Below are 23,904 nucleotides of genomic sequence, written 5' to 3'. Positions count from 1 at the left end.
CGCAACTACTTCCAGTCCAGCGGCTGTGGCTTGGAGGTCTCCCACACGTCGTTGAAACGGGCGCGGGACTGATCGCCGCGTTGTTCCTCCAGCGCATGCAGGCGCCCGTAGCTGAATCCGCTCCCCCCGCCGGCCGCGGACTCTGCCGCCAGCTTGAGCAGGGTCTCCCGGATTACGACGCTGTCATGGAAGTCTCCGAGTATCTCTTGGATGCCTTCCGCGGCCCTGGCAAGGTCAGTTGCCTTCTTGCCGAAAATCGGGGACGCCGCTTCGGCGGCATACCGCAACCGCTTGGCGCACTTGCGAACCTCATGCAGTGCGGCGTCCTGCGGCCCCGTGTCGCTGGCACTGTCCACGGCGCGGACGGCCTTTTCCATACGCTCTTGCTCAGCAGAGACGAGGCGGCCAATCGTCTTCAACGCTTCCTTTCCTGCGGCGTCCGTGAGCGGAGGGTCCGCAAGGAATGAGTCAAGGGAATCGAGCAGACGGAAGTAGCGGCCGCTGTCCAGGGCCGCCAGCCCTGCGGCCCGGGCCGGACGATAGATGTCGTCCAGGTGCTTCTCGATCTGTTGCGCAACGGGACCCATCAGGAACTCAGGAGGTTCTGCACTGATCATGTCGTTCAAGCGGGCCCGGATGACTTCGATGTCGCGGGCCTCGCCCACGGTCCCGGCGAGCCATTGGAGTTCGGACCGCAGGAAACGTGTGGAGGGGGTGTCCAGGAGCTTTCGGAAGGTGGCCAGCGCCGACCGAAGCCGGCGCGCCGCCACCCGCAGCTGATGCACGGCATCCGGCGCGTCGACGCGGACGCCCGGGTCGTGCGTTTTCAGGGCCTGGATCTGCCGGAAAATGTAGGACAGCGCGACATCCGCGGCCGGTCCTTGCCGCTCCGGACTCGGAGCCGGCGCGGGATCGCCCGGATAGTTGGAACCAAGCGCTCTTGCCAGCTTGGAGGGCAGGGTGGCGAGCGGAACTCCTGCAGCGGCGAGCCGGGCGTCAGCGTCCTTGAGTAGCTTTCTGTGGCCCTCAACGAGCTCGATTTCCCATTCCCGCCACCGCTGCGGTTCCGCCGGGGCCGCGAGGCTTTGCGCCTCCACGCGGTCGTCGCTGAACTGGGCGAGGATTGCGCCGTCGGCGCCGTACAAGAGAGTCGAGCTTCGCAGGGTCTTGATGCGTGCGACGGGCTTGAGGGCACGGCCGCGGGTGTGAACCAGCACGTGCTGACGCAGCCGCTCAGGCACTGATTCCTGGTCGTTGCCGAGCGGTTCCACGACTTCCTGCCGCTCCTCGGCAGTGACCGGGAGCTTCAGGTGCCAGCCGGCATCCAACCCTCCGGTCCGCCGTCGCAGGGTGATCCGCTGCCCGGCCAGGGCCAGTCCTTCGGTATCAAAGTAGACGGCGTCCAGCTGGTCGCTGCCGGGCTCGCCAACGTGGTCGACACCGCGGATTGATGCCAGCCGAGGAAGATCAGCGGATTCCCCCGGGCTGTACTTGCGTTCCACCTCGATCGCATCGAAACGGGCCATAACCAATTCTAAGAACTGCCGTGCGCACCGGGCCTGTGCCCAAAGCCCCTAATCGGGGATGCGGCGGAAAATGAGCCTTGCCGGGACAGTGAGCGACGAGTAGCGTTCGGCGCAGTGGGCCTGCAGCCCGCGGCCCCCTGCGAGAGGATGCGCCATGCCAACCGTGATCGGCCACCACGATGTCAAGGACAAGGATCATTGGCTTGCCTCACCGAAGCGCGAAGAGGTGTTCGGCCCCATGGGGATCACCAACATTCGCACGTTCGTCAACCCCGAGAACCCGACGCAAGTCGCAGTGATGATGGACGTCCCTGACCTGGATGTTCTCAACACCGCGATGCAAACCGAGGAAATGAAAGCGGCGATGGCCTATGACGGTGTTCTGCCAGAGACCTTGGTGATTCTCGTCGAGGCCTAAGTCTGCCGTTTCCGGGACGCCGGGTTCCGGCGCCCGAGTGTGGCGAAGCTCCGATCAAATAGCGGTTGACCGGAGCTTCGGGACCATTATGGACAGGACTTCCTGTGTGTTGGCCGGGAAGGACGGATCGCCGTCGTCTATCGGTTCTCCACGCGGTGGGCCGGCCCCAGTCAGCATCAGCCGAACAGCGCTAGCGGTTGAGCAGTTCAGTCATGAGGGGCGCGCTGCTCACATTGCCGGTCAGCGGCGCCAGTCCCCACACGTCCTCGATGGTGTGCAGCAGCGAATAATGTGAATAGGCCGACTGGGAGGTGAATCCCTTTCGCGCCGCCGGACCGGCAAAGACCGTGGCCACCCGGTTGTCTTTCTTACTTCCCTCATCCCACGTGACCACGAGCAGGGAGTTCTGCGTCGTAAAGGCAGGCGACCCAAGGATCCTGGGGACCTCGCGGGACAGCCAGTCGTCTCCGGTGCTGATCGGGCAGTCGTGGGTATCGTTGCACAGGTCGGGACTGATGAAGGCGTAGTCCGGGAGGGCGGACGCCGACCGCAAGTCCTGGTCCAGCTGTGCAAAGGGGACAACATGGGCCGAACACGAGGCCTTGTCACCTGTCACTGCCGGGTAATACATGAACGGGTTGTGCTTTACCGCATACCGCCGGGAGTCTTCCGCGACGCAGGGAGCAGGCATGCTCTCGGCGTACATCTTCCACGTCCGTCCGGACTGCGTGATCTCATCGGCGATGGACCGCACATCCGCCGTGCAGGACTTCGGTTTGCAGTCGCTGGTAATCCCGGCGTTCGTTCCGCTGGTCAGGGCGAGATAGTTCGGCAGGCTAGGGTGCATGATCGCCCGGTAGTTGCCGGCCAGCGCGTATTCCGCAGCCAGCTTGTTGAAGAAGCCTGCTTCGCTGGCCCCGAGAATCTGGGAGGCCGCCTTGTTTTCCTGGACGATGACGACAATGTGCTCGATGCCGCCGCTGCCGGGCAGCCCGGGGGCCGGGTGCGGGGCGGGCTGCGCGAAGTACGGGGACGACGGCGGTGTGGCGGCGGGAGGCGTGCCCGGGCTACCTGACGCCGGCACGGACCCGGAGGGTGCAGCCTCGGTAGTCGCGGACTCAGCAGGCCCGGGCGGACCGGGCTGCACCGGGGTGCAACCCGCCAGCAATAGCGCCAGCGCCCAACCGCCAGCCAAAGAGCGTCGGCCGTTCCGCTTCATCGGACCATGCTAACGGCCAGCCATAGCACCGCCAATGGCGTCTTGAAGTTACGCCTCAGTTACGTCTCAGACCCGGGCCGGGCCCGGCCCGGGTTCCAGGGCCGGCTCAGGTCAGGTCCTGGTGCAACGCCTGGCGGACGGTGCCCAGGAGGGACAGGAACCGCTGGTCATCCGGCAGGTCATCAATCAGGACCACACCCCCGGGACCGGCCAGGGGGATGCGCCAGTTCGGGTACTCGGTACTGGTGCCCGGCTGGTTCTGCGTCCGGGTCTCCCCCACCGCGTCCACGAGGGCAACGCCCAGCAGCAGGGAAGGGGCCAGCGCCGTGTACGCGTACAGCGCCTCGACCGTGGCCCGGACGCCTGCGCTGTCAGTACCGTCCGCGTGGCCCAGCAATCCGCGCGCACGGACTTGGCCCAGTACGGCCTCCTGTTCGGCTGCGGCCTCGGCGCGTTCCTCCTCCATGGGCCGCCGCAACAGCCCCAGCGATTCGCGCAAGGTGACGTGTTCCCCGGCAAGGTAGCCCGCCGTCGGGGGCAGGTCGTGGGTGTTGACGCTGGTCAGGCATTGTTGGCGGTAGTGCTCCGGCGGGATCGGCCCGTCCGCGTCGTGTTCGAACCAGAGGATCGATGTGCCGAATATCCCGCGCTCGGCCAGATAGTCGCGGACCCACGGCTCGAACACGCCCAGGTCCTCGCCGATCACGATCGCACCCGCCCTCTGTGCCTCCAGGGCCAGGATGCCGATGAGGGCCTCGTGGTCGTAATACACGTAAGTGCCGCTCTCCGGCCCAGCGCCCTCGGGGATCCACCAGAGCCGGAACAGGCCCAGGATGTGGTCCACACGGATGCCGCCGGCGTGCCGCAGCACGGTCCGGAGCATGTCGCGGTAGGCGGTATAGCCGGATTCGGCGAGCCGGCCGGGATGCCAAGGAGGCTGGGACCAGTTCTGGCCCTGCTGGTTGAACATGTCCGGCGGCGCGCCCACCGTAACGCCCCGCGCCAGGACACCGGCCAGGGTCCAGGCGTCGGCGCCGCCGGGTTTCACGCCGACCGCAAGGTCATGAACGACGCCGATCGCCATCCCGGCCTGGCGCGACGAAGCCTGTGCCGCCTCGAGCTGCTGGTCGCAGAGCCACTGGAGCCAGCGGTGGAATTCGATCCGGCCGGAGAGCTTCGACCGCTGTTCCGCACAGTACGGCGCAGCCGGGGTTACAGCAGCGGCGGCCCACTCGGGGGACGACGGCGGGAGCTGTTCGGCGAGCGCGCACCACAGCGCAAAGTCCTCGAGCCCCTGCCCCTGGTCGGCGCAGAAGTCCGCGAACTGCCGCGACCGGGCCGGACCGCGGCGGACCGCAAACACGAGTTCAAGGGCAGCCAGCTTTGCCGCGAAGCTGGCGTTGCGGTCCAGCAGGTCCCGGGACCGGTTGGCCGACTTCACCCCCTCCGCCAGACGCATCACCTCGGCCCGACCGGCGGCGTCGAGGTAACCGAATTCCGGGATTTCCTCGACGCGCAGGTAGAGGGGGTTGAAGAAGCGCCGCGTGGTGGGCAGGTACGGGGAGTCTTCCACCGGCGGCGCTGGTTCGGCGGCATGCAGCGGATTGACCAGCACGAAGCCCGCTCCCTGCTCGGCCGCGACCTCGGCGAGGTCGGTGAGATCCGAAAAGTCGCCAATCCCCCACGAGCGGGAGGAGCGAACGGAGTAGAGCTGGGCCGTCAGCCCCCACGTGCGTCGTCCTGCCAGACGGGTCGGGGTGCGGAGCCGGCCGGGTGTCACCACCAGCGGGCACTGCGCCAGCGTGCCGCCGGCCTCCGCCCTCAGGGTATGCCAGCCCAGGCCAAGGTGGCCGGGGATGGCAAACGTCGCGCGGCCGGTGAGGACGCCGTCGACGTCGACGGGCTGCTCCCAGTTCTCACGCTGGGCGGCCTCGTGCCGGCTTCCGTCCTCGGCGTCGATCCACACACGGACGTCGCTTCCGTGCGGGACATGGACGTCCACGTGGATATCCTGTCCTTCCCTGAGGACAAGGACGGGCGGGAGGATGCGCCGCCACGGCGCCAGCCGGGACTCTGTTAGGGAGCGTTGCTGCTCCTCGGGCCCGTTGGCCGGGACCCCGAGGGACGCCAGGACGGCCTGGAGCGTGCGGGCTGCTACGGAGCGCTTCACTCCGTCCCAGCCCCAGTAACTCGTGCCTACCCCATGGGCAGCGGCAAGCTCACACAGGAGCGTGTCTGCCGGATCAGTGGTCCCGGGGTTACCGGGCTGTCCGGGGTGGCCGGGGGTCTCGTGGTGCGTGCGGTCCGCCATGCGCCCACTCTAGACGGTGGTCCCGCGCCCCGTCCCGTGTTGATGGACGTGCGTTTCACCGACTAGTTCATGCAGGCCTTCGACGGCGCGCGCGAGGGACATCCCGGGGGACGCAACGATGAACGGCATGAGGAGCCTGTTCTCCTTATCCAGGTGCAGGGCGAAGATGTTCCGGATGGAGCCGGCAGCCACGGCGGCATCCACCCCGGCGGATCCCCGCAGTTGCTCGACCAGGCCCACGATTACCTGATGCTCCGCCAGCATCCCCTCCACGAGCAGCCGGGCCTCCGGGGTGCGCCCCGCTCCCCCGTACAGCGGACCCTCCTCGGCGAGCGCATGCGGCACGAGCTCGGTTTCGCACCATTCCACCAAGACCTCGTGGGCATCGTGTTCAGCTACGGCGTTCCCTGCCGTCACCGCGTGGATGAGCGCAGCCGCCATGGCGTCGAGCCGCTTGAGCATCGCCGCGTGGTGCTTTTCCACGGCCTCAAGGGCGCGGACTTCGTCGTCCGCACCCCCGGGCAGCGCATCCCCCGGCCGTGCGGCCGCGGAGTCGGGATTGTCCACTGGGTTGTCCATGGGGGACTCCTGGCTGTGCAGGGCTGATGGTCGGTTAACACCTTACGGACAGGCGGGCCCGAGGGGACGGGTCTTTCGGCCTGGTCGGGCGGACCGCATTTTAGACGCGGCCCCGGCGTCCGCGCTAGCCTTGCAGCCTATGGTTGACGTCGAACGGTTCCGGATCCTCCTCCACGAGGAGCGCGACCGGAAGCTTGCCCTCCTGCCCGCTCTCCGCGGGGACATCCTCGCGGTGAATGCCGCCCGCCGGGATTCAAACGTCGACGACGAACACGACCCCGAGGGTGCCACGATCGCTTTCGAACTCTCCCAGGCATCCGCTCTCCTGGAACAGAGCCGGGCCGGCCTGGCGCACATCGATGCTGCCCTCTCCCGGATCGAAAACGGCACTTACGGGCTCTGCGATGTGTGCGGCGCCGTGATCCCCGACGGCCGGCTGGAAGCCCGGCCCTGGACCCCCTACTGCCTTCAGCACGCCTCTGGCAAGCGATGACCCTGGTTAGCATGCCCGCAGAACCGAACCTCGCCCAGACGTGGTGGGACCGGATCGTCGCCGGATTCACCCACGCCCCCAGTCCGCACGTGACCAGCACCGAGCTCGTTGTGGTGATCCTGCTCGCGGTGGCCGTGTCCCTGCCCCGCCTCACCTGGCGATACTTTGGCCTGCTCGCCACAGTGACGCACGAACTCGGCCACGCGTTTGCGGCCCTCACCACCGGCCAGCGGCTCGGCGGCATCCGGCTGGGCCTGGACCACTCCGGCACCACCACGACGTACAGCAGGAGCCGCCTCTCCGCAGCCTGGTCCACTTTCTGGGGCTACCCGGTGCCCGCCGTCGTCGGCGCCGTGATGGTCTGGTGCGGTTTCAACGGATGGGGCCCCGCCGCGATGTCGGTGGGCACGCTGATCCTCCTGGCGTCGTTCCTGTTCCTCCGCAACGGTGTCGGCCTGCTCATCACCGCCGCCGCCGTGCTGGCCTCCGCGCTGCTGGTGCTGTTCGTGCCGCCGGTGTTCAACGGCCACGTGATGATCGTGCTGGGCCTGGCGCTCCTCGTCGCCGCCGTGAGGGACCTCGGCAAACTCTTTAACGTCCATGTGCGGCACCGTGAAAGGCTCTCCACGTCGGACGCCCATCTGCTGGCGCGGGCCACCTCCGTTCCCGCCGCGGTGTGGATCGCGCTCTTCGCCGCGGTGGTGGCCGCCGCCTGGTGGTTCGCCTGGCAGCCGATGTCTCTGGTGTTCGCGGCCCCGTTCGGACAGTTTAATTGGTTCGGACAGGTCAACCCGCGGCCGTAGGCTGGGACCATGAGCCAGACGACGCACACCGACGACCCGGGATTCAGCACCAGAGGCGCCTACGTGACCGGCGGCGAGGAATTCACCCGGGACACCAACTACATCGAGGACCGGATCACCCGGGACGGTACCCCAGGCGGCAACGGCGAACCCGGCTGGCCCGTGGAGCCCGGCCGTTACCGCCTCGTTGCGGCGCGTGCGTGCCCGTGGGCCAACCGCACGGTGATCGTGCGGCGGCTGCTGGGCCTGGAAGATGTCATCTCGCTCGGCCAGCCCGGTCCCACCCACGACGCACGGTCCTGGACCTTCGACCTGGATCCGGACGGCAGGGATCCGGTCCTCGGGATCGAACGTATCCAGGACGCCTACTTCCGCCGCTTCCCCGGCTACCCCCGCGGGATCACCGTCCCGGCGATCGTGGACGTCCCCAGCGGGCAGGTGGTGACGAACAACTTTCCCCAGATCACGCTCGACTTCGCCACGGAATGGACGCAGTATCACCGGCCCGGCGCGCCCGACCTCTATCCGGAGCACCTGCGTGAGGAAATCGGCGTCGTCAACAGGCGCATCTTCACGGAGGTGAACAACGGCGTCTACCGGTGCGGTTTTGCCGGCTCCCAGGCTGCCTACGATGCCGCCTACGACCGGCTCTGGACGGCCCTGGACTGGCTCGAGGACCACCTTGCCGGGCAACGGTATCTGGTCGGCGACACCATCACCGAAGCCGATGTCCGGCTCTTCACCACCCTGGTCCGCTTTGACGCCGTCTACCACGGACATTTAAAGTGCAACCGGCAAAAGCTCAGCGAGATGCCGGTTCTCTGGGCCTATGCGCGCGACCTCTTCCAGACCCCCGGGTTCGGCGACACCATCGACTTTGTGCAGATCAAGCAGCACTACTACATCGTGCACGAGGACATCAATCCAACAGGGGTGGTCCCGCGCGGACCGGAGCTGTCCGGCTGGCTCTCCGGGCACGGCCGGGAAGCGCTGGGCGGCCGGCCCTTCGGCGACGGGACGCCTCCCGGACCGGTCCGCGCCGGCGAAGAGGTCACCCCGGGCCACGGCGCAGCCTGAGGCCGCCGGCGCCCCGGTCGCCGCTGGTGTGTTGGACATGAACCTGGGGTCCACGGAACACACAGCGCAGTCCCTCGCGGCCGGCTTTGCCACCCGGGAGTTCAACGAGGTGCGTGAGCTCTTCGACTCCTTCCTTTCCGAGGACCGGCGGCCGGGCCCGTCGGCTGTCCGCAGCCGTACGGCAGGCCGCCCAGGCGGCCGCCGCAGCATCCTGAACGGATTCCGCTCGGTTCCTTCGGCCCGGTCCGGGATTCGTCCAGTTGTCGCAGCCGCCTCACCGCCCTAGGGTGGGCCAGGATGACCACTCCAGAAATGACGCCCGGCAGCCCGCCCTCCCCGCTGCGCAGATGGACCCGCACCGCGGGCAGTGCGGTCGCCGCGGCGGTGCTGTGGCCGCGGCTCCAGCTGGCCCTGAAAGCGGCACTGGCCGCCGGCATCGCCTTCGCGATCGCCCCCTTCATGCCGGGCTCCGCCGCCGACTACCCCTACTACGCCCCGCTTGGCGCCCTGGTGGCGATGTATGAGAATGTTGCCGGGTCCATGCGCCAGGGCCTGCAGACGCTCGTGGGCCTCGCGATCGGAGTAGGCCTGGCGTTCATGCTGTTCAGCCTCGGCGAACCGACTCCCCTGACGGTCGCGGTGGTCATGGGTCTGGGCGTCGTCCTGGCCGGGCTGCCGAGAATCGGCTCGGGCAGGGACTGGATCCCGACGGCTGCGCTGCTGGTGCTGCTGGTCGGCGGACACAACCCGGACTCGTTCTCGTTCGGGTACCTCTTCCAGATGGGCGTCGGCGTCACGGTGGGCATCATCGTGAACCTGCTGGTCTTCCCGCCGCTGCACTTCCGGGCCGCGGCCCTGAGTATCGCGGAACTGCGCCAGGCACTGGCCCAGCAACTCTGGGACATGGGCAAGGCCCTCAAGGAAAGCTGGCCGCCGGAACACGAGGACTGGGCCCGCCGCTCTGACGCCCTGGCGGCCCATGCCCGCTCCGTGCGGTTCGCCGTCGAGAAGGCCGACGCCAGCCGCCAGGCCAATCCCCGGCGCCGGCTGCATCCGCGCGATCTGGACCTGGACTACCGGAACCTGCGGGACCTGGAGCGGATCACCTTCCACGTCCAGGACGTGACCCAGGTGCTCGCGGACGTCATCTGGGCCGACGATACCCCGTTCGTGGTCCCGGACGAATACGCGGTGCCCCTCGGTGACGCCCTGACCGCCGTCGGCGACGTCCTGCGTGCCACGGAGGAGGATCACCCGGACCGCCTGGCCGAGCTGGCCGGTTTAGCCGACGCGGCGGTCCAAGAGCTGACGGCCCGGATCGGCTCCGAACCTCACACCCATGACGCCCCCAGCGCGGTGGAATCCATCCTCGTGAGCCTGCACCGCATGCTGCGGGTCGCGAAGCCCGGCCAGCCGGAGGTGCAGCAGACCAACCCGTCCGGCACCCCGCCCGCCGGCTGACGTATACGACCGCCCGGCAGGCGGCACGCACGAGGCAGCCTGGCGGCACGCACGACGGCGGCTCCCGCCGGGGGTGAACCCCGCGGCAGGCCCGTGCCGACCGCACAGAACAATGCCTTCGTAAACACAGATCAATGCCTTCGTCGGCCTGTGTCCTGGGGAAAAATCCCTCGGCTGCCCCGGTAACGCGGGTGTAACAGCCGCCGGTGTATCACTGTGTCGGACACCACTAGGCAGGGGATCTGGGCAGAGGTACGCGACCGCGACGATGTGTGCACGGTGTACCTCGACGGCCAGATACTCGACGCATAGGAAGAAGGATCATGCTGCGCATCCAGGTCGATATGTTCTCGGGCCGGCCGAACCCGGAATGGATCATCACCGACCGCGGGACCGCCGAGGAGCTGCTCGAGGCCGTGGCCTCCCATGAGGGCATCGCAGCTCGCCCGGCCAGCGGTTATCTGGGGCTGGGATTCCGGGAGATCCGTATCTCGAGCCTCGAGGATGAGCCGCCCGAGCGCAACGGCGTGCCCCGCGACTTCGCCCTCGCGTCCGTCGCGGCCGAAGACTTCCAGGCGTCCGGAGAGCTAGCACTGAGAGTGGTGGAGTCGATGGCACACTACCGGGAGGTCCAGCTCGTCGCGCACACCCTGACCCCGCTGACCACCGAGCTCCTGGACCTCATTCGCCAGCGGCTCCGCGAGCACCTCGCGGACCCGCCAAAGATCTCCTGCTTCACGTGGCCGCCGTACAACCCCCTGCGCACGACCGTGCGGGACGAGCATTGCGAGAAATGCGAGTACGAAGTGAGCCAGTTCAACCCGGATTTCTGGAATGCGCCCGCCGTCCGGCCTCACAACAACTGCTACAACTACGCGCGCAACTGGCGCACCGACACCTTCGCCCAGCCGGGCCGCGCCCACGGTGCGCAGACCTCAACGATGGCGTGCGCACCCGTGACCGCGGCGGCGATGGCCGACGGGCTGCTGCGTCGGTGCGACTGTCTGCCTGCCGCGGAGTGGCCGCGAAGGCTGATGGCGCTGGTCGTCGACCCCGGCTGGGACTACCATTGGTACCGCCACCAGCGCGGTGGCTTCTGGGGTCACAAGCCGGGCAGCACGGCCGCCCGGAACACCGACAACAACAACGTCGTCATCACCGACCCCGAGACGTGCGCACGTGGCGGGTACACGGACTTCTGCGGCTACTTCTACGCAGGCCGGTCGGTCGTCATCAACTGAGGTGTCCGAATGCTCGTCGAACTTGACGCCTTTAGCGGGCGGGTAAACCCGCTGTGGCAGCTCGACGCCGGCCAGGAGCAGCGCGTCCGGGCACTGCAGCAAGGGCTGCCCGAGCGCGGAGAACCGATGGCCGAGCCCCCGGGACTCGGCTACCGGGGGTTCCGCTACACCTTGGACGGCGTCCCTTGGCGGGCCTGGAACGGGGCGGTGGCCGGGCGGGGACGGGCATTCGATGATCCTCGCCGAACCGTGGAGCGCCTGCTGCTCGAACTCCTCCCGACGGAGTACGCAGCCCTGCGCGAGCGGATCACAGACGAGCTGGAGAAAGAGAACTGAGCGCAGCACCCCTCCGAGGTGCTGCGCCAGGCGTGTGATCAGCCGCCAGGCAGCGCCGCGACAGAGCCGCTGAAGTGCCGGCGCCCGGACAGCGGGTTCCACGCCACGTAATCCGAACGCTGCCAGGCGCCGCCGTCGGCCTGCACAGTGCTGATGTCCAGGGCCACACGGGCCGGCAGGAACACCGGCGCCTCGAAGGCCACCTCCCAGCGGAACGTTTCCCCCTTGACGGCCCCGACGTCGGCCAGTGCCCGCGACGCGAGGTACATGCCGTGCGCGAGGGAGCGGCGCATGCCCAGAGCCTTTGCTGTCAGGACGCTCAGGTGGATGGGGTTGAAGTCTCCGGACACGGCGGCGTAGGCGCGCCCGGTGTCCACTCCCAGCTGCCAGAGCGCCGTGGGATCCGGTACCTGGAACGGCGGCGGCGTCACGGGCACCGAGGGCTTGTCGATCCCGGGGAGGAATACGCCTTTGGCCAGGTAGGTCGAGACCCCGCGCCAGCGGATGGCGTCCTGCCCGGCAGCCCGGACCTCCGCCACGACATCGAGCTGCGTGCCGGCCCGGTGGCCGCGCAGGTTCTCGACCCGGGCCCGGATGTCCAAGGCCTCCGTGAACAGGACCGGTGCGGACTGCACCACCGTGTTCGTCAGGTGGATCATGCCCAGCAGGGGCAGCGGAAAGTCGTCCCGGTTCATCACGCTCATGGCCAGCGGGAACGCCAGCGCATGGATGAACCCGGCGGGCAGGACATCGCTCGCGGTCTCGCCAACCAGGTGCTGGTACGCCGTCAGGTTGGCGACGTCCGCACGCACGCCGCGGACCTCGTGCGTGTAGTCCGGCAAGTCGGTGCCGCCGTGGGTGCCCAGGACCCGGCGCCGTGCCGCGGTGGCCGCGGCGTTGACATAGAGCTTGGACAGGGCCGGCATCTCGCCCAGGATGACGGTCTGGGGACCGCTCATGCGCCCACCAGGTTCTGCCCGCAGACGCGGAGCACCTCTCCCGTAATGCCGCCGGCAGCGTCGCTGGCCAGGAACGCGATGGCCTCGGCCACGTCGCCCGGCCGGCCGCCCTGCTGCAGGGAATTGAGCCGCCGCGCCACTTCGCGCGTGGCGAAGGGGATGCGGGCGGTCATCTCGGTTTCGATGAACCCCGGAGCCACGGCATTGATGGACCCGCCGCGCTCGCCGATCAGCGGCGCCGTGGCACGGACCATGCCGATCACGCCTGCCTTGGAGGCGGCATAGTTGGTCTGGCCGCGGTTTCCGGCGATGCCGCTCGTGGAGGAAACCGACACGATCCGCGGGGAGCCGCGGAAGTTCTCCGAGGCCAGGAGGGCCTCGTTGATCCGGAGCTGTGCGGCGATGTTGACCCCGAGCACGGAGGACCAGCGGTCCGCATCCATGTTGGCCAGGAGCTTGTCGCGGGTGATTCCGGCGTTGTGGATCACGATGTCCAACCGGCCGTGGCGTGCCGCGGCATGGTCGGTGATCCGCCGGCCGGCGTCGCTGCGGCTGATGTCCAGCTGCAGCGCCGTCCCGTGGACCTCATTGGCCACCGCGGCGAGATGGTCCCCGGCGGCCGGGATGTCGACGAGGATCAGCGTGGCGCCGTCGCGGTACAGCGTGCGGGCGATCGCGGCCCCGATGCCCCGTGCGGCGCCGGTCACGACGGCCACCTTCCCGGCCAGGGGCTTCTCGACGTCGTCGGGCAGCTGCCCGGCGCCGGAGGTGACGGTGAGGAACTGTCCGTCAACGAACGCCGAACGGCCCGACAGGAAGAACCTCACGGTTCCCAGGGTTGAGGGGCTGGTGGTCCCGGCGCCGTCGGCGAGCAGGATGCCGTTCCCGGTGGCGCCGGCGCGCAGTTCCTTTGCCAGCGACCGCAGGAGGCCGTCCACTGACTGCCGGGCCGCCGCCGTTGCCGGCTCCGCGGCGGAATCCGCGGTGCGGGACACGGTGATGACGCGGCCGCTCGGGGCGAGGTCGCGCAGCGAGCTGGCAGCCGTGAGGACCGGCTTTTCCAGGTCCTCGGGACGGGCCAGTTCGTCCAGCACCAGGATGATGGCACCGAGTTCTTCCTTGGGGATCGCGTGGCGGCGGACGTCGAGGTTCCAGCTCAGGAGGGCCGCGGCGAGGCTGTCGGCGCCGCTGGTGGATCCCTGGACCAGCACCGGTCCCTCGACAAGGGGGCGGCCGGGCTGGTGCCGGCGGAGGACCACCGGCTGCGGGAGTCCGAGCCTCCTGGCGATGTCCCTGCCGGGTCCGTGGCTGACGAACCGGGTGTATTTGTCGCTCATGCCGGTCCCCCTAGAGTGCTTCGAGAATTGCGACGACGCCCTGGCCGCCGGCGGCGCAGATGGAGATAAGCCCGCGCGCCGGGCGCCCGTTGACCTGGCCCTTGGCATGCAGCATTTTGGCCAGCGATGCGACGATCCGGCCGCCCGTGGCGGCGAACGGGTGTCCCGCGGCGAGGGAGGAGCCGTTGACGTTCAGTTTGGACCGGTCGATGGTGCCGAAGGCGCCGTCCAGACCCAGGCGGGTGCGGCCGAATTCCTCGTCCTCCCACGCGGCCAGGGTGCTCAGCACCGTGCCGGCGAAGGCCTCGTGGATCTCGAAGAAGTCGATGTCCGCAAGGGTGAGGTTGTGGCGTGCGAGCAGGCGCGGCACCGCGAAGGCCGGCGCCATGAGCAGTCCGTCCTTGCCGTGGACAAAGTCGACGGCGGCCGCCTCGCCGTCCACCACCGTGGCGAGCTTGGGCAGATCGTGGGCATCGGCCCAAGCCTCAGAAGCGATCAGCACGGTCGAGGCGCCATCGGTCAGCGGGGTGGAATTGCCGGCCGTCATGGTCGCCTCGGCGCCCAGGTTCTTGCCGAAGACGGGTTTGAGGGTGGCCAGTTTCGCCAGGCTCGTATCGGCACGCAGGTTGGAGTCTCGGCTGAGCCCCCGGTAGGGGGTCAGGAGGTCGTCGAAGAAGCCGGCGTCGTAGGCCGCGGCGAGATTCCGGTGGCTGTTGAAGGCGAGTTCGTCCTGGGCTTCGCGGGTGATCTTCCACTGCGCGGTGGTCAGCGCCTGGTGCTCGCCCATCGACAGGCCGGTGCGGGGTTCTCCCGTGTTCGGGGCGTCGGGGGCAAGATCCTTGGGCCGGAGCCGGCTGAGGACCTGCAGCTTCCGGGAAACCGTCTTGGCGCGGCTGAGGTCCAGGAGCACCTCGCGGAGCCCTTCGCTGACGGCGATGGGGGCGTCCGAGGCGGAGTCGACGCCGCCGGCGATCGCGGACTCGATCTGGCCCAGCTTGATCTTGTTCGCCAGGCCGAGCACCGTTTCCAGCCCGGTGGCGCAGGCCTGCTGGAGGTCGTACGCCGGGGTCTCGGCGGAGAGGGCCGAGCCGAGGACGGCCTCCCGGGTGAGGTTGAAGTCACGGGAGTGCTTGAGGACCGCGCCGGCCGCGACTTCCCCGATTCGTTCGTCCTGGAGACCGAAGCGGGCGATCAGTCCGTCCAGCGCGGCGGTGAGCATGTCCTGGTTGGAGGATTTGGTGTACGGCCCGCCGGTCCGGGCAAAGGGGATGCGGTTGCCGCCCACGACCACGGCCTTGCGGAGCTGCGCCGCGGCCGTGCCGCCCTGCGCGGCCCCCACGGTTGAGTTGGCTGCTGCCGTCGCTGCGGCGGCCGGTTCCTGGGGTCCGGGTACTGACTGTCCGTGGACGGACATGGGCTGTCTCCTTCGATCAAAGCGGTTACCGATACCCAGCGTACCTGATACGCTGGGTATCGTGAACATCCACCAGGCCACTCCGCCGGACGCCATGGCACCCGGCGGTCACACCGCCGTCGACGGCCGCGCCTCCCGCTGGCAGTCCCACCGCGAAGAACGGCGGCGCGAGCTCATCAAGTCCGCCCGGAAGGCCGTGCACGCGCTGGGCAGCGATGCGTCGATGGAAGACATTGCCGCCGCCTCGGGCACGTCAAAGTCCGTGTTCTACCGCTACTTCGGCGACAAGGCCGGGCTCCAGCAGGCCGTAGGCGAGGTAGTCCTGAGCCAGATGCAGCGCCGCATCCAGGAGGCGGCGCAGAGCGCCCAGACGCCCCGCGAAGGCCTGTTCGCCATGGTGTCCGCCTACCTGCAGATGGCCGAAACCAGCCCGAACGTCTACACCTTCGTCACCCGCCACGCCCCCGGCGACGCCGAAGGAGCCGGGCCGTCCATCGCCACGGCCGGGGCATTGAGCCACTTCTTCGCCGCCATCAGCGACATGATCGCCCGGCCCATGCGCAGCCACCTGGGCGGCGTTCCGGACAAGGAAGCCGTGATCGGCTACTGGCCGAATGCCGCGATCGGCCTGGTGCGCAACGCCGGCGAACAGTGGCTCGCGAGCCCGCCCGGACCCGCCAAACCGGACCAGGAGGCCATGGCGCGGCAGATTACGGACTGGCTGTGCTTCGGGATCGCCCCCGAACTGCAGCCGCCCGCCCCGGCTGATGCGCCCCAGGGCAAGCCCTAGCACCAACTCACCGGTCCCGCCCCAGGAGTGAGGGCCCAGAACTGAATTGTCAGAACCAAAGAAGGAATCGACATGACTGAACTAGCCGACCGCACCCCCTCCAATGCGCCCGGCCGCATGACAACACCGGCGGCTGCCGCGCCGGCCGCCGTCGGCTCCGGCGCCAGGCCCGGCTCCCCCGAGGCGCCCGCCGTCGACGTCGCGTACCTTGGCGAACAGCTCCTCGGCAAATGGGCCGACGTCCGCCGGCACGCCCGCTCCGTTTCCGGACGGCCGGAACTGCACAAGTTCGAGGGCCTGACCCACACGGAACACCGCCAGCGCGTCTTCGGACAGCTGGAATACCTTGTCCGCAACAATGCCGTCCACCGGGCGTTCCCTTCTTCGCTTGGCGGCAACGATGACCATGGCGGCAACATCGCAGGCTTCGAGGAGCTGGTCACCGCCGACCCATCGCTGCAGATCAAAGCTGGCGTGCAGTGGGGACTCTTCGGCTCGGCCGTGATGCACCTGGGCACCGAGGAGCACCACAGGAAGTGGCTGCCGGGCATCATGAGCCTGGCGATCCCCGGCTGCTTCGCCATGACCGAGACCGGGCACGGCTCGGACGTGGCCAGCATCGCCACCACGGCGACCTATGAACCCGCCGCCGGGGAGTTCGTGATCCACACGCCATTCCGGGCTGCCTGGAAGGACTACATCGGCAACGCCGCCATCGACGGACTCGGGGCCGTGGTTTTCGCCCAGCTGATAACCCGCGGCGTCAACCACGGTGTGCATGCCTTCTACGTGGACCTCCGCGACCCCGGCACCAAGGAGTTCCTGCCCGGGATCGGCGGCGAGGATGACGGCGTCAAGGGCGGACTGAACGGTATCGACAACGGCCGGCTCCACTTCACGAACGTCCGCATCCCGCGCACCAACCTGCTCAACCGCTACGGCGACGTCGACACCGACGGCACCTACAGCTCCCCCATCGCCAGCCCGGGCCGCCGCTTCTTCACCATGCTCGGCACCCTCGTCCAGGGCAGGGTCTCGCTCGACGGCGCCGCCGTCGCCGCGTCCAAGCTCGCCCTGAAGACCGCCATCCACTACGCCACCGAGCGACGGCAGTTCACTGCCTCCTCGCAGACCGACGAGGAGGTGCTGCTGGACTACCAGCGGCACCAGCGCCGGCTCTTCACCCGGCTGGCCACGACCTACGCCGCGGGCTTCGCGCACGAGCAGCTGCTGGAGAAGTTCGACGACGTCTTCTCCGGCCGGAACGACACCGACGAGGACCGCCAGGACCTCGAAACCCTGGCCGCGGCGCTCAAGCCGCTGAGCACCTGGCACGCCCTGGACACCCTGCAGGAATGCCGTGAGGCCTGCGGCGGCGCCGGCTTCCTGATCGAGAACCGCTTTGCCTCCCTCCGCGCCGACCTCGATGTCTACGTGACCTTCGAGGGCGACAACACGGTCCTGCTGCAGCTGGTCGCCAAGCGGCTGCTCGCCGACTACGCCAAGGAATTCCGCAACGTCAACGTCGGCGTGCTGGCCCGCTACGTCGTGTCCCAGGCCACGGGCACTGCGCTGCACCGGACCGGCCTGCGCCAGGTGGCACAGTTCGTGGCCGATTCCGGCTCGGTGCAGAAGGCGGCCATTGCCATCCGTGATGAGTCGAGCCAGCGGGCCCTGCTGACCGACCGCGTCCAGACCATGGTGGCCCAGGCCGGTGCGGCGCTGAAGGGCGCCAACCGGCTCCCGCAGCAGCAGGGCGCCGCACTGTTCAACGCCCACCAGCACGAACTCATCGAAGCCGCCCAGGCCCATGCGGAGCTGCTGCAGTGGGAGGCCTTCACCGAGGCCCTCGGGAAGGTCGGCGACCCCGGCACGCACAAGGTCCTGACCTGGCTGCGCGACCTCTTCGGCCTGTCCCTGATCGAGAAGAACCTGTCCTGGTACCTCATGAACGGCCGGCTGTCGATGCAGCGCGGGCGCACGGTGGGCGAGTACATCAACCGGCTGCTCGTGAAGATCCGCCCGCACGCCGTTGACCTCGTGGACGCTTTCGGCTACGGACCGGAGCACCTCCGCGCGGAAATCTCCACCGGGGCCGAGAAGGTCCGCCAGGACGAGGCCCGGGCCTATGTCCGGGCACAGCGCGCCAGCGGGGATGCCCCGGTGGATGAGAAGATCCTGCTGGCCCGCAAGGGCCGGGGGACGACGGCAGGCGCCTGACCCCCGCCCGACCCGTTACCCCCCGCGGAAGACCGGCTGACCCGGCCGGAAGACGACGACGGCGCCGCCCCCTTAGCCGGGGCGGCGCCGTCGTCGTCTCTGTCTAGCGCTCGGATTTATCCGGCGTGCAGGTTCATGCGGCTTTCGGGGCTCAGGCGTCCTTCTGGAGCACCGAGCGATAAACCTCGAGCGTGGTCTCGGTGATGGATTCCCAGGAGAAGTGCTCCTCGGCCCGGCGCCGGCCCGCTTCACCCATGGCGCGCGCCCGGGCGGGATCGGACACCACCTCGGTCAGGGCGGCGGCGAACTCGGTCACAAACTTCTCCGGATCGAGCGGAGTGCCCGTGCCGTCGGTAACCTGCTCCAGCTCCACGAGCAACCCCGTCACGCCGTGATCGACCACCTCAGGGATGCCGCCGGTGGCGCTGGCCACCACGGCGGCGCCGCAGGCCATCGCCTCCAGGTTCACAATGCCCAGCGGCTCGTAGATGGACGGGCAGGCGAACGCCGTTGCATGGCTGAGGACCTGAATGAGCTCGTTGCGGGGCAGCATCCGCTCCACCACGACCACACCGGTGCGCTTGCTCTGCAGCTCCTCGATGAGCCGGGCGGTCTCGGCCGCCAGTTCCGGCGTGTCGGCGGCGCCGAGGCACAGCACCAGCTGGACGTCGGCCGGCAGCTTGGCAGCGGCACGGAGCAGGTACGGAACGCCCTTCTGCCGCGTGTTACGCCCGACAAAAACGACGCTCGGCAGCGAGGGGTCGATCCCAAGGGCCCGAACGACGTCCTCGCCCTCGTCCCGGTTCCACAAACTGACATCGATGCCGTTGTGGACCACCCTGACCTTGGCCGGGTCAACGTCGGGGTAGCTGCGCAGGATGTCCTGGCGCATGCCTTCGGAGACGGCGATGATGGCGGCGGCGGATTCGTAGGCGGTCTTTTCCACCCACGAGGACACCGCGTATCCGCCGCCAAGCTGCTCGGCCTTCCACGGGCGCAGCGGCTCCAGGCTGTGGGCACTGAGCACATGCGGGATGCCGTGGAGCAGCGACGCGATGTGTCCGGCCATGTTGGCGTACCAGGTGTGGGAGTGCACCAGGTCCGCGCCGGCGATGTCCGGAACGATCCTCAGGTCCACCCCGAGGGTCTGGATCGCGGCATTAGCGGAGCCCAGGTCTTCGGGCACGGAGTAGGACGTGACCGTCGCTCCGTGATACCCGGGCTCACGGGGCGCGCCGAAGGCACGCACCTGTAGGTCCACGCGTTGGGCCAGCACCCTGCTGAGCTCAGCCACATGGACTCCGGCGCCGCCGTAGATTTCCGGCGGGAATTCTTTGGTCACAATATCTATTCGCACATGCACCAAGGTAGTCGTTACTGTGGAACTGATCTAGTGTGAAGACGTTCGGGCATGCCGGACTGTTTTGGGGAGTAACGAAGGCGTTCAGGAGCGATCACCATGCCGCATCAAAAGAGAGTTTTGGCAATTGTCCTCGCAGGTGGCGAGGGAAACCGGCTCATGCCATTGACGGCGGACCGGGCCAAGCCTGGCGTGCCCTTTGCCGGAAGCTACCGGCTCATTGACTTTGCCCTTTCTAATCTTGTGAATTCCCGCTACCTGCAAATTGTGGTGTTGACGCAATACAAGTCCCACAGCCTTGACCGGCACATTTCCGAAACATGGCGCATGTCCACCCAGCTGGGCAACTACGTGGCCTCGGTTCCGGCACAGCAGCGCGTCGGCAAGAGCTGGTTCCTGGGCAGCGCCAACGCCATCTACCAGTCCCTGAACCTCATCCACGACGCCAATCCCGACATCGTCGTCGTGGTCGGCGCAGACCACGTCTACCGCATGGACTTCTCCCAGATGGTGGACCAGCACGTCGCCAGCGGGGCCAAGGCCACGGTCGCCGCCGTCCGCCAGCCGCTGCACATGGCGGACCAGTTCGGCGTGATCGAAACCGATGCGCAGAACCCGGACAAGATTGCCGCGTTCGTCGAAAAGCCGTCCTCCACGCCCGGCCTCGCGGCCGACCCGAGCCAGTTCCTGGCTTCCATGGGCAACTACGTGTTCGACGCCGACGCCCTGGTCGAAGCCCTGCATGTCGATGCTGAGCGTCTCGACACCAAGCACGACATGGGCGGGGACATCATTCCCTATTTCGTCAACAAGGGCGAGGCCGGCGTTTACGACTTCACCCTCAACGACATTCCGGGTTCGACGGAACGGGACCGCACCTACTGGCGCGACGTCGGCACCATCGATTCGTTCTACGACGCCCACATGGACCTCATCTCCCCCGTGCCGGTGTTCAACCTCTACAATTCCGAGTGGCCGATCTACACCCGCCAGAGCATTTCCCCGCCCGCCAAGTTTGTCCGCGGCAAATCCAACACGGTGGGCTCGGCACTCGATTCGATCGTGGCCAGCGGCGTCGTCGTTTCCGGCGGCATCGTGGAGGGCTCCGTGCTCTCCAACGATGTCTACGTCGGCACGTCCAGCCGGGTCCTGGACTCGGTCCTCATGGACAAGGTCAACGTTGGCGAAGGTGCCGTGATCAAGCGCGCCATTATCGACAAGAACGTCAAGGTTCCGGCCGGAGCCGCGATCGGCCTCGACGCGGACCTGGACCGCGCCCGCGGGTTCAAGGTCACCGAGTCCGGAATCACTGTCCTGTCCAAGGGCCAGTTTGTCCCGGAACCCAGCGATTCGGAACGGGCCCTGTCCGCCGCCAACCTGCGCCTCGTCCCGAACGCCGTCCGTACCGCCACCGAAAACTGGCCGGAACTGCGGGATTCGGTGGACAAGGTCGCCGACGTGCAGGCCGCCGCCGTTGGCGCGGACGGTGCCGCCAAGCAGTCACCCACGGCATAGGCAGGCGGGGGCCCGGCACCGGCGTCGGGCCGGGCTCCCCGCACCCTGTAAAATTGGGGCAATGAGCTCCCCCGATCTGTCTTCCGATCTTCCCTCTGCCGAGTTTGACCTGGCCGAGGCCGGCCCTGCCGGGCTGACCCCGGAAGAGATCCAGGCCTGCCTCAAGGTCCTGAACACCATCCACGCCTACGACGAGGGCCACCCGGACTACGTGTCCGTGCGCCGCGCCACCGGGAAGATGTTCAAGGCCGTCAAGCGGCACCGCCGCGTCAGCAAGCGGGATGAAATCGCGGAAGCAGACCGCGCAGTGATCGCCCAGACGGCGACGGCGGCGCCCGACCGGATCGACGACGAGACGCGCGGCAACAAGCTTGCCCCGTCCGCGACCGGCGAGATCGCCGGCCACCTCATCAGGTCCCGGCCGTGCTATATCTGCAAGCAGCACTACACCCAGGTGGATGCCTTCTACCACCAGCTGTGCCCCGAGTGTGCCCTGTTCAGCCACAGCAAGCGCGACGCCCGGACAGACCTGACCGGCCGCAGGGCCCTGCTGACGGGCGGCCGGGCGAAAATCGGCATGTACATCGCGCTCCGGCTCCTCCGGGACGGCGCGCACACCACCATCACCACCCGGTTCCCGAAGGACGCCGCCCGCCGCTTCGCCGCCATGGAGGACAGCGCCGACTGGCTGCACCGGCTCCGGATTGTGGGGATCGACCTCCGCGACCCGTCCCAGGTGATGGCTCTGACGGATTCCCTCGATGCGGCCGGCCCGCTGGACATCATCATCAACAACGCGGCGCAGACGGTGCGTCGCTCCGGCAACGCCTATAAGCCCCTCGTCGATGCCGAGGACGAACCGCTGCCCGCCGCGCTCCAGGCCGCCAACGGAGGCCCCGAGCTGGTCACCTTCGGCCACGCCCATGACAAGCACCCCCTGGCCCTCGCCAGCAGCGTGCTGGACCATCCCGTGCTGGCCGGGGACGCGATCACCTCGCTGGCCCTGTCCACTGGTTCGGCCTCGCTGGAGCGCATTGCCTCGGGCACTGCGATCGACGCCGGCGGGCTGGTGCCGGACCTCGCCACCATCAACAGCTGGACCCAGGTGCTGGACGAAGTGGACCCGCTGGAAATGCTCGAAGTGCAGTTGTGCAACGTCACGGCCCCGTTCCTGCTGGTGAGCAGGCTGCGCGGCGCCATGAAGCGCTCCACCGCGCGGCGCAAGTACATCGTCAATGTCAGTGCCATGGAGGGCCAGTTCTCCCGCGCCTACAAGGGCCCGGGGCACCCCCACACGAACATGGCCAAGGCGGCGCTGAACATGATGACGCGCACCAGTGCCCAGGAGATGCTCGACACCGACGGCATCCTCATGACGGCCGTGGACACCGGCTGGATCACCGACGAGCGCCCGCACTACACCAAAGTCAGGCTCATGGAAGAGGGCTTCCACGCGCCCCTGGACCTCGTGGACGGCGCGGCCCGCGTGTACGACCCCATTGTGATGGGCGAGGCCGGCGAGGACCAGTACGGGGTCTTCCTGAAGGATTACAAGCCCAGCCCCTGGTGACGGGTCCTCCGGCCCGGACTGCCCCCTCGTGCGCTTAGGTGACCGCAGGGGGCCTTATGGCCCTGATCCGGGTCCGGGCCGGTATGTAGAATCTCTCTCCATGGATACAAACACGCCCTCGCCGGACTACTCGCTCACCATGGACCAGTGCTGGGTCCTGCTGGATACCGAAACCGTGGGGCGCGTCGCGCTGATCGTGGACAGCCATCCGGAGATCTTTCCGGTGAATTTTGTGCTGGAGCGCCGTGCGATTGTCTTCCGCACCTCCGGCGGCACGAAGCTCTGGGGCGCCATCACGGCCAAGCCGGTCGCGTTCGAGATCGACGGCTATGACGCGCACGACGAGGCAGCGTGGAGCGTCATGGCCCGCGGCGAGGCCGAACTCATTGAGAGCCAGGAAGAAAAGGACGCCGTGGACGCCTTGCTCCTGGAGCCATGGCAGCCTGGCGAGAAGGCCTATTACGTGCGTGTTGCCCCGAAGGCGCTGACCGGGCGACGCTTCAAGGTCAAGAAGCCCGATCTGTGGACCACCCGCCTCTCGGATCCGCGCCGCTCCACGTTCGAGTAGCACGGGGTTCGAGTAGCGCGGGGTTCGAGTGGTCCCGGACCCAATATTTGGGGGCCCGGTAATTATCGAGGCCCGGTACTCCAGGGGTCCGGTAATTTCGGGGCGGCGTCAGGCTTTCTCCGGCGCGTGCACCACCAGCACCGGGCAGTGCGCGTGCGCCACACAGGCGGAACTGACCGAGCCCAGCAGCAGCCCGCCGAACCCGCCGTGGCCACGGCGGCCGAGCACCAGCATGTCCGCGGACTTGCTCTCCTCGATGAGCGTGTAGCGGGGATGGCCCTGGACGAGGCGGATCTCCACGTTGTCCGGGGTCTCAGGGCCGAAGGCCTTCGCTACCGCCTCATTGAGGATTTCCCCGGCCCGGACGTCGAAGTCGTCGATGCCTACGGCAACATACCCGTCATAAACCGGCGGATAGTCCCAGCACGCCATGGCAATGACTTTGGCGGACAGGGGCACCGCGAGGCCCTGCGCCTGCCGCAGCGCCTCCACCGAAGCCTCCGAGCCGTCTACGCCGACGACGATCGTGTGGACGTCCCTGACTTCGTTCATCGGTGATCCCTGTCCTCGAACCGGCCGGACATCATGCCCGGGTTGGCGCCGCTCCCATAATTTCGCCCTGCCATCCAGGCGGCTAGGGCCAAAAGACATGCAGCCAGGCGTTCGGCGCGGACCCCGGGGCATCTCGGAAGACAGGCCGCAGGCAG

Annotated in this window: 21 protein-coding genes; 12 read left to right on the top strand and 9 right to left on the bottom strand. The window is 68.1% G+C overall.

The features are described from left to right. Positions 1 to 5: 5 nt before the first annotated feature. Positions 6 to 1,526 carry a CYTH and CHAD domain-containing protein gene (locus LDO15_RS11330; RefSeq protein ID WP_223978902.1) on the bottom strand — a complete coding sequence of 507 codons (1,521 nt, stop codon included), beginning with the start codon at positions 1,524 to 1,526 and terminating at the stop codon, positions 6 to 8. A 154-nt stretch (positions 1,527 to 1,680) separates the two neighbouring features. On the opposite strand from LDO15_RS11330, the gene LDO15_RS11325 reads away from it, so the two are divergent. After that, positions 1,681 to 1,944: a hypothetical protein gene (locus LDO15_RS11325; protein WP_223978900.1), complete on the top strand. Its 264-nt coding sequence runs from the start codon at positions 1,681 to 1,683 to the stop codon at positions 1,942 to 1,944. A 190-nt stretch (positions 1,945 to 2,134) separates the two neighbouring features. On the opposite strand, the gene LDO15_RS11320 is transcribed toward LDO15_RS11325, so the two are convergent. The 3 genes from LDO15_RS11320 to LDO15_RS11310 form a co-directional block, all read right to left on the bottom strand. Then, complete coding sequence (locus LDO15_RS11320; RefSeq protein WP_223978898.1) at positions 2,135 to 3,028, bottom strand: alkaline phosphatase family protein; 894 nt, start codon at positions 3,026 to 3,028, stop codon at positions 2,135 to 2,137. A gap of 241 nt (positions 3,029 to 3,269) precedes the next feature. Next, positions 3,270 to 5,474: a 4-alpha-glucanotransferase gene (malQ, locus tag LDO15_RS11315; protein ID WP_223978897.1), complete on the bottom strand. Its 2,205-nt coding sequence runs from the start codon at positions 5,472 to 5,474 to the stop codon at positions 3,270 to 3,272. 9 nt (positions 5,475 to 5,483) lie between these two features. Then, the gene (locus tag LDO15_RS11310; protein ID WP_223978896.1) at positions 5,484 to 6,053 is read right to left on the bottom strand and encodes a hemerythrin domain-containing protein; all 570 of its coding nucleotides are present in this window, start codon (positions 6,051 to 6,053) and stop codon (positions 5,484 to 5,486) included. 139 nt (positions 6,054 to 6,192) lie between these two features. On the opposite strand from LDO15_RS11310, the gene LDO15_RS11305 reads away from it, so the two are divergent. The 6 genes from LDO15_RS11305 (at position 6,193) to LDO15_RS11280 (ending at position 11,464) form a co-directional block, all read left to right on the top strand. Beyond that, positions 6,193 to 6,546 carry a TraR/DksA C4-type zinc finger protein gene (locus LDO15_RS11305; protein ID WP_223978895.1) on the top strand — a complete coding sequence of 118 codons (354 nt, stop codon included), beginning with the start codon at positions 6,193 to 6,195 and terminating at the stop codon, positions 6,544 to 6,546. Positions 6,547 to 6,557: 11 nt separating this feature from the next. Next, positions 6,558 to 7,349 (top strand): M50 family metallopeptidase, encoded by a 792-nt coding sequence (locus LDO15_RS11300; RefSeq protein ID WP_223978894.1) that lies wholly within the window; start codon positions 6,558 to 6,560, stop codon positions 7,347 to 7,349. A gap of 9 nt (positions 7,350 to 7,358) precedes the next feature. Further along, positions 7,359 to 8,426, top strand: coding sequence for a glutathione S-transferase C-terminal domain-containing protein (locus LDO15_RS11295; RefSeq protein WP_223978893.1), 1,068 nt, complete (start codon positions 7,359 to 7,361; stop codon positions 8,424 to 8,426). A gap of 387 nt (positions 8,427 to 8,813) precedes the next feature. Further along, entirely contained in the window at positions 8,814 to 9,887 is a 1,074-nt protein-coding gene (locus LDO15_RS11290) for an aromatic acid exporter family protein (RefSeq protein WP_223987291.1), read from the top strand. Positions 9,888 to 10,210: 323 nt separating this feature from the next. After that, positions 10,211 to 11,128, top strand: coding sequence for a hypothetical protein (locus tag LDO15_RS11285; protein WP_223978891.1), 918 nt, complete (start codon positions 10,211 to 10,213; stop codon positions 11,126 to 11,128). Positions 11,129 to 11,137: 9 nt separating this feature from the next. Continuing rightward, entirely contained in the window at positions 11,138 to 11,464 is a 327-nt protein-coding gene (locus LDO15_RS11280) for a hypothetical protein (protein WP_223978889.1), read from the top strand. Positions 11,465 to 11,502: 38 nt separating this feature from the next. On the opposite strand, the gene LDO15_RS11275 is transcribed toward LDO15_RS11280, so the two are convergent. Genes LDO15_RS11275 through LDO15_RS11265 form a run of 3 tightly spaced genes read right to left on the bottom strand, consistent with a single transcriptional unit; the run spans position 11,503 to position 15,174 of the window. Then, positions 11,503 to 12,423: a MaoC/PaaZ C-terminal domain-containing protein gene (locus tag LDO15_RS11275; protein ID WP_223978887.1), complete on the bottom strand. Its 921-nt coding sequence runs from the start codon at positions 12,421 to 12,423 to the stop codon at positions 11,503 to 11,505. After that, the gene (locus LDO15_RS11270; RefSeq protein ID WP_223978886.1) at positions 12,420 to 13,760 is read right to left on the bottom strand and encodes a 3-oxoacyl-ACP reductase; all 1,341 of its coding nucleotides are present in this window, start codon (positions 13,758 to 13,760) and stop codon (positions 12,420 to 12,422) included. The genes LDO15_RS11275 and LDO15_RS11270 overlap by 4 nt, the downstream gene beginning before the upstream one ends. Before the next feature lie 10 nt (positions 13,761 to 13,770). Beyond that, positions 13,771 to 15,174 (bottom strand): acetyl-CoA C-acetyltransferase, encoded by a 1,404-nt coding sequence (locus LDO15_RS11265; RefSeq protein ID WP_223978885.1) that lies wholly within the window; start codon positions 15,172 to 15,174, stop codon positions 13,771 to 13,773. Between the two features lie 94 nt (positions 15,175 to 15,268). On the opposite strand from LDO15_RS11265, the gene LDO15_RS11260 reads away from it, so the two are divergent. Next, positions 15,269 to 15,964 carry a TetR/AcrR family transcriptional regulator gene (locus LDO15_RS11260; protein ID WP_223987289.1) on the top strand — a complete coding sequence of 232 codons (696 nt, stop codon included), beginning with the start codon at positions 15,269 to 15,271 and terminating at the stop codon, positions 15,962 to 15,964. 117 nt (positions 15,965 to 16,081) lie between these two features. Continuing rightward, positions 16,082 to 18,184 carry an acyl-CoA dehydrogenase gene (locus LDO15_RS11255; protein ID WP_223987286.1) on the top strand — a complete coding sequence of 701 codons (2,103 nt, stop codon included), beginning with the start codon at positions 16,082 to 16,084 and terminating at the stop codon, positions 18,182 to 18,184. A 151-nt stretch (positions 18,185 to 18,335) separates the two neighbouring features. Here LDO15_RS11255 and glgA read toward each other — a convergent pair whose 3' ends face one another. After that, positions 18,336 to 19,541, bottom strand: coding sequence for a glycogen synthase (gene glgA, locus LDO15_RS11250; protein ID WP_223978884.1), 1,206 nt, complete (start codon positions 19,539 to 19,541; stop codon positions 18,336 to 18,338). Between the two features lie 96 nt (positions 19,542 to 19,637). Between glgA and glgC the strand changes: the two genes are divergently transcribed. The 3 genes from glgC to LDO15_RS11235 all read left to right on the top strand — a co-directional run bounded on the left by glgC (position 19,638) and on the right by LDO15_RS11235 (position 23,197). Beyond that, a complete protein-coding gene (gene glgC / locus LDO15_RS11245; protein ID WP_223987284.1) occupies positions 19,638 to 21,059 on the top strand; it encodes a glucose-1-phosphate adenylyltransferase in 1,422 nt (473 codons plus the stop codon). A gap of 61 nt (positions 21,060 to 21,120) precedes the next feature. Continuing rightward, positions 21,121 to 22,629 carry an SDR family NAD(P)-dependent oxidoreductase gene (locus tag LDO15_RS11240; RefSeq protein WP_223978883.1) on the top strand — a complete coding sequence of 503 codons (1,509 nt, stop codon included), beginning with the start codon at positions 21,121 to 21,123 and terminating at the stop codon, positions 22,627 to 22,629. A 100-nt stretch (positions 22,630 to 22,729) separates the two neighbouring features. Beyond that, on the top strand, positions 22,730 to 23,197 hold the full coding sequence (locus tag LDO15_RS11235; protein ID WP_223978882.1) for a pyridoxamine 5'-phosphate oxidase family protein: 468 nt from the start codon (positions 22,730 to 22,732) through the stop codon (positions 23,195 to 23,197). Between the two features lie 108 nt (positions 23,198 to 23,305). Here the strand turns inward: LDO15_RS11235 and LDO15_RS11230 are convergent, their stop codons facing one another. Next, the gene (locus tag LDO15_RS11230; RefSeq protein ID WP_223978881.1) at positions 23,306 to 23,749 is read right to left on the bottom strand and encodes a universal stress protein; all 444 of its coding nucleotides are present in this window, start codon (positions 23,747 to 23,749) and stop codon (positions 23,306 to 23,308) included. Positions 23,750 to 23,904 lie beyond the last annotated feature (155 nt).

The organism is Arthrobacter sp. NicSoilB8 (assembly GCF_019977355.1).
In the GTDB taxonomy this organism is placed as follows: Bacteria; Actinomycetota; Actinomycetes; order Actinomycetales; family Micrococcaceae; genus Arthrobacter.
Note: the sequence above shows the minus strand (reverse complement) of the source record. Positions and strands in the feature narration are given on the sequence as shown.

Coding starts and splice junctions, on each gene's coding strand:
- LDO15_RS11300 (WP_223978894.1), top strand. CDS start 6,558: ATGCCCGCAGAACCGAACCTCGCCCAGACGTGGTGGGACCGGATCGTC.
- LDO15_RS11235 (WP_223978882.1), top strand. CDS start 22,730: ATGGATACAAACACGCCCTCGCCGGACTACTCGCTCACCATGGACCAG.
- LDO15_RS11275 (WP_223978887.1), bottom strand. CDS start 12,423: ATGAGCGGTCCCCAGACCGTCATCCTGGGCGAGATGCCGGCCCTGTCC.
- malQ (WP_223978897.1), bottom strand. CDS start 5,474: ATGGCGGACCGCACGCACCACGAGACCCCCGGCCACCCCGGACAGCCC.
- LDO15_RS11280 (WP_223978889.1), top strand. CDS start 11,138: ATGCTCGTCGAACTTGACGCCTTTAGCGGGCGGGTAAACCCGCTGTGG.
- LDO15_RS11305 (WP_223978895.1), top strand. CDS start 6,193: ATGGTTGACGTCGAACGGTTCCGGATCCTCCTCCACGAGGAGCGCGAC.
- LDO15_RS11285 (WP_223978891.1), top strand. CDS start 10,211: ATGCTGCGCATCCAGGTCGATATGTTCTCGGGCCGGCCGAACCCGGAA.
- LDO15_RS11310 (WP_223978896.1), bottom strand. CDS start 6,053: ATGGACAACCCAGTGGACAATCCCGACTCCGCGGCCGCACGGCCGGGG.
- LDO15_RS11295 (WP_223978893.1), top strand. CDS start 7,359: ATGAGCCAGACGACGCACACCGACGACCCGGGATTCAGCACCAGAGGC.
- LDO15_RS11260 (WP_223987289.1), top strand. CDS start 15,269: ATGGCACCCGGCGGTCACACCGCCGTCGACGGCCGCGCCTCCCGCTGG.
- LDO15_RS11230 (WP_223978881.1), bottom strand. CDS start 23,749: ATGAACGAAGTCAGGGACGTCCACACGATCGTCGTCGGCGTAGACGGC.
- LDO15_RS11330 (WP_223978902.1), bottom strand. CDS start 1,526: ATGGCCCGTTTCGATGCGATCGAGGTGGAACGCAAGTACAGCCCGGGG.
- LDO15_RS11240 (WP_223978883.1), top strand. CDS start 21,121: ATGAGCTCCCCCGATCTGTCTTCCGATCTTCCCTCTGCCGAGTTTGAC.
- LDO15_RS11270 (WP_223978886.1), bottom strand. CDS start 13,760: ATGAGCGACAAATACACCCGGTTCGTCAGCCACGGACCCGGCAGGGAC.
- LDO15_RS11255 (WP_223987286.1), top strand. CDS start 16,082: ATGACAACACCGGCGGCTGCCGCGCCGGCCGCCGTCGGCTCCGGCGCC.
- LDO15_RS11265 (WP_223978885.1), bottom strand. CDS start 15,174: ATGTCCGTCCACGGACAGTCAGTACCCGGACCCCAGGAACCGGCCGCC.
- LDO15_RS11325 (WP_223978900.1), top strand. CDS start 1,681: ATGCCAACCGTGATCGGCCACCACGATGTCAAGGACAAGGATCATTGG.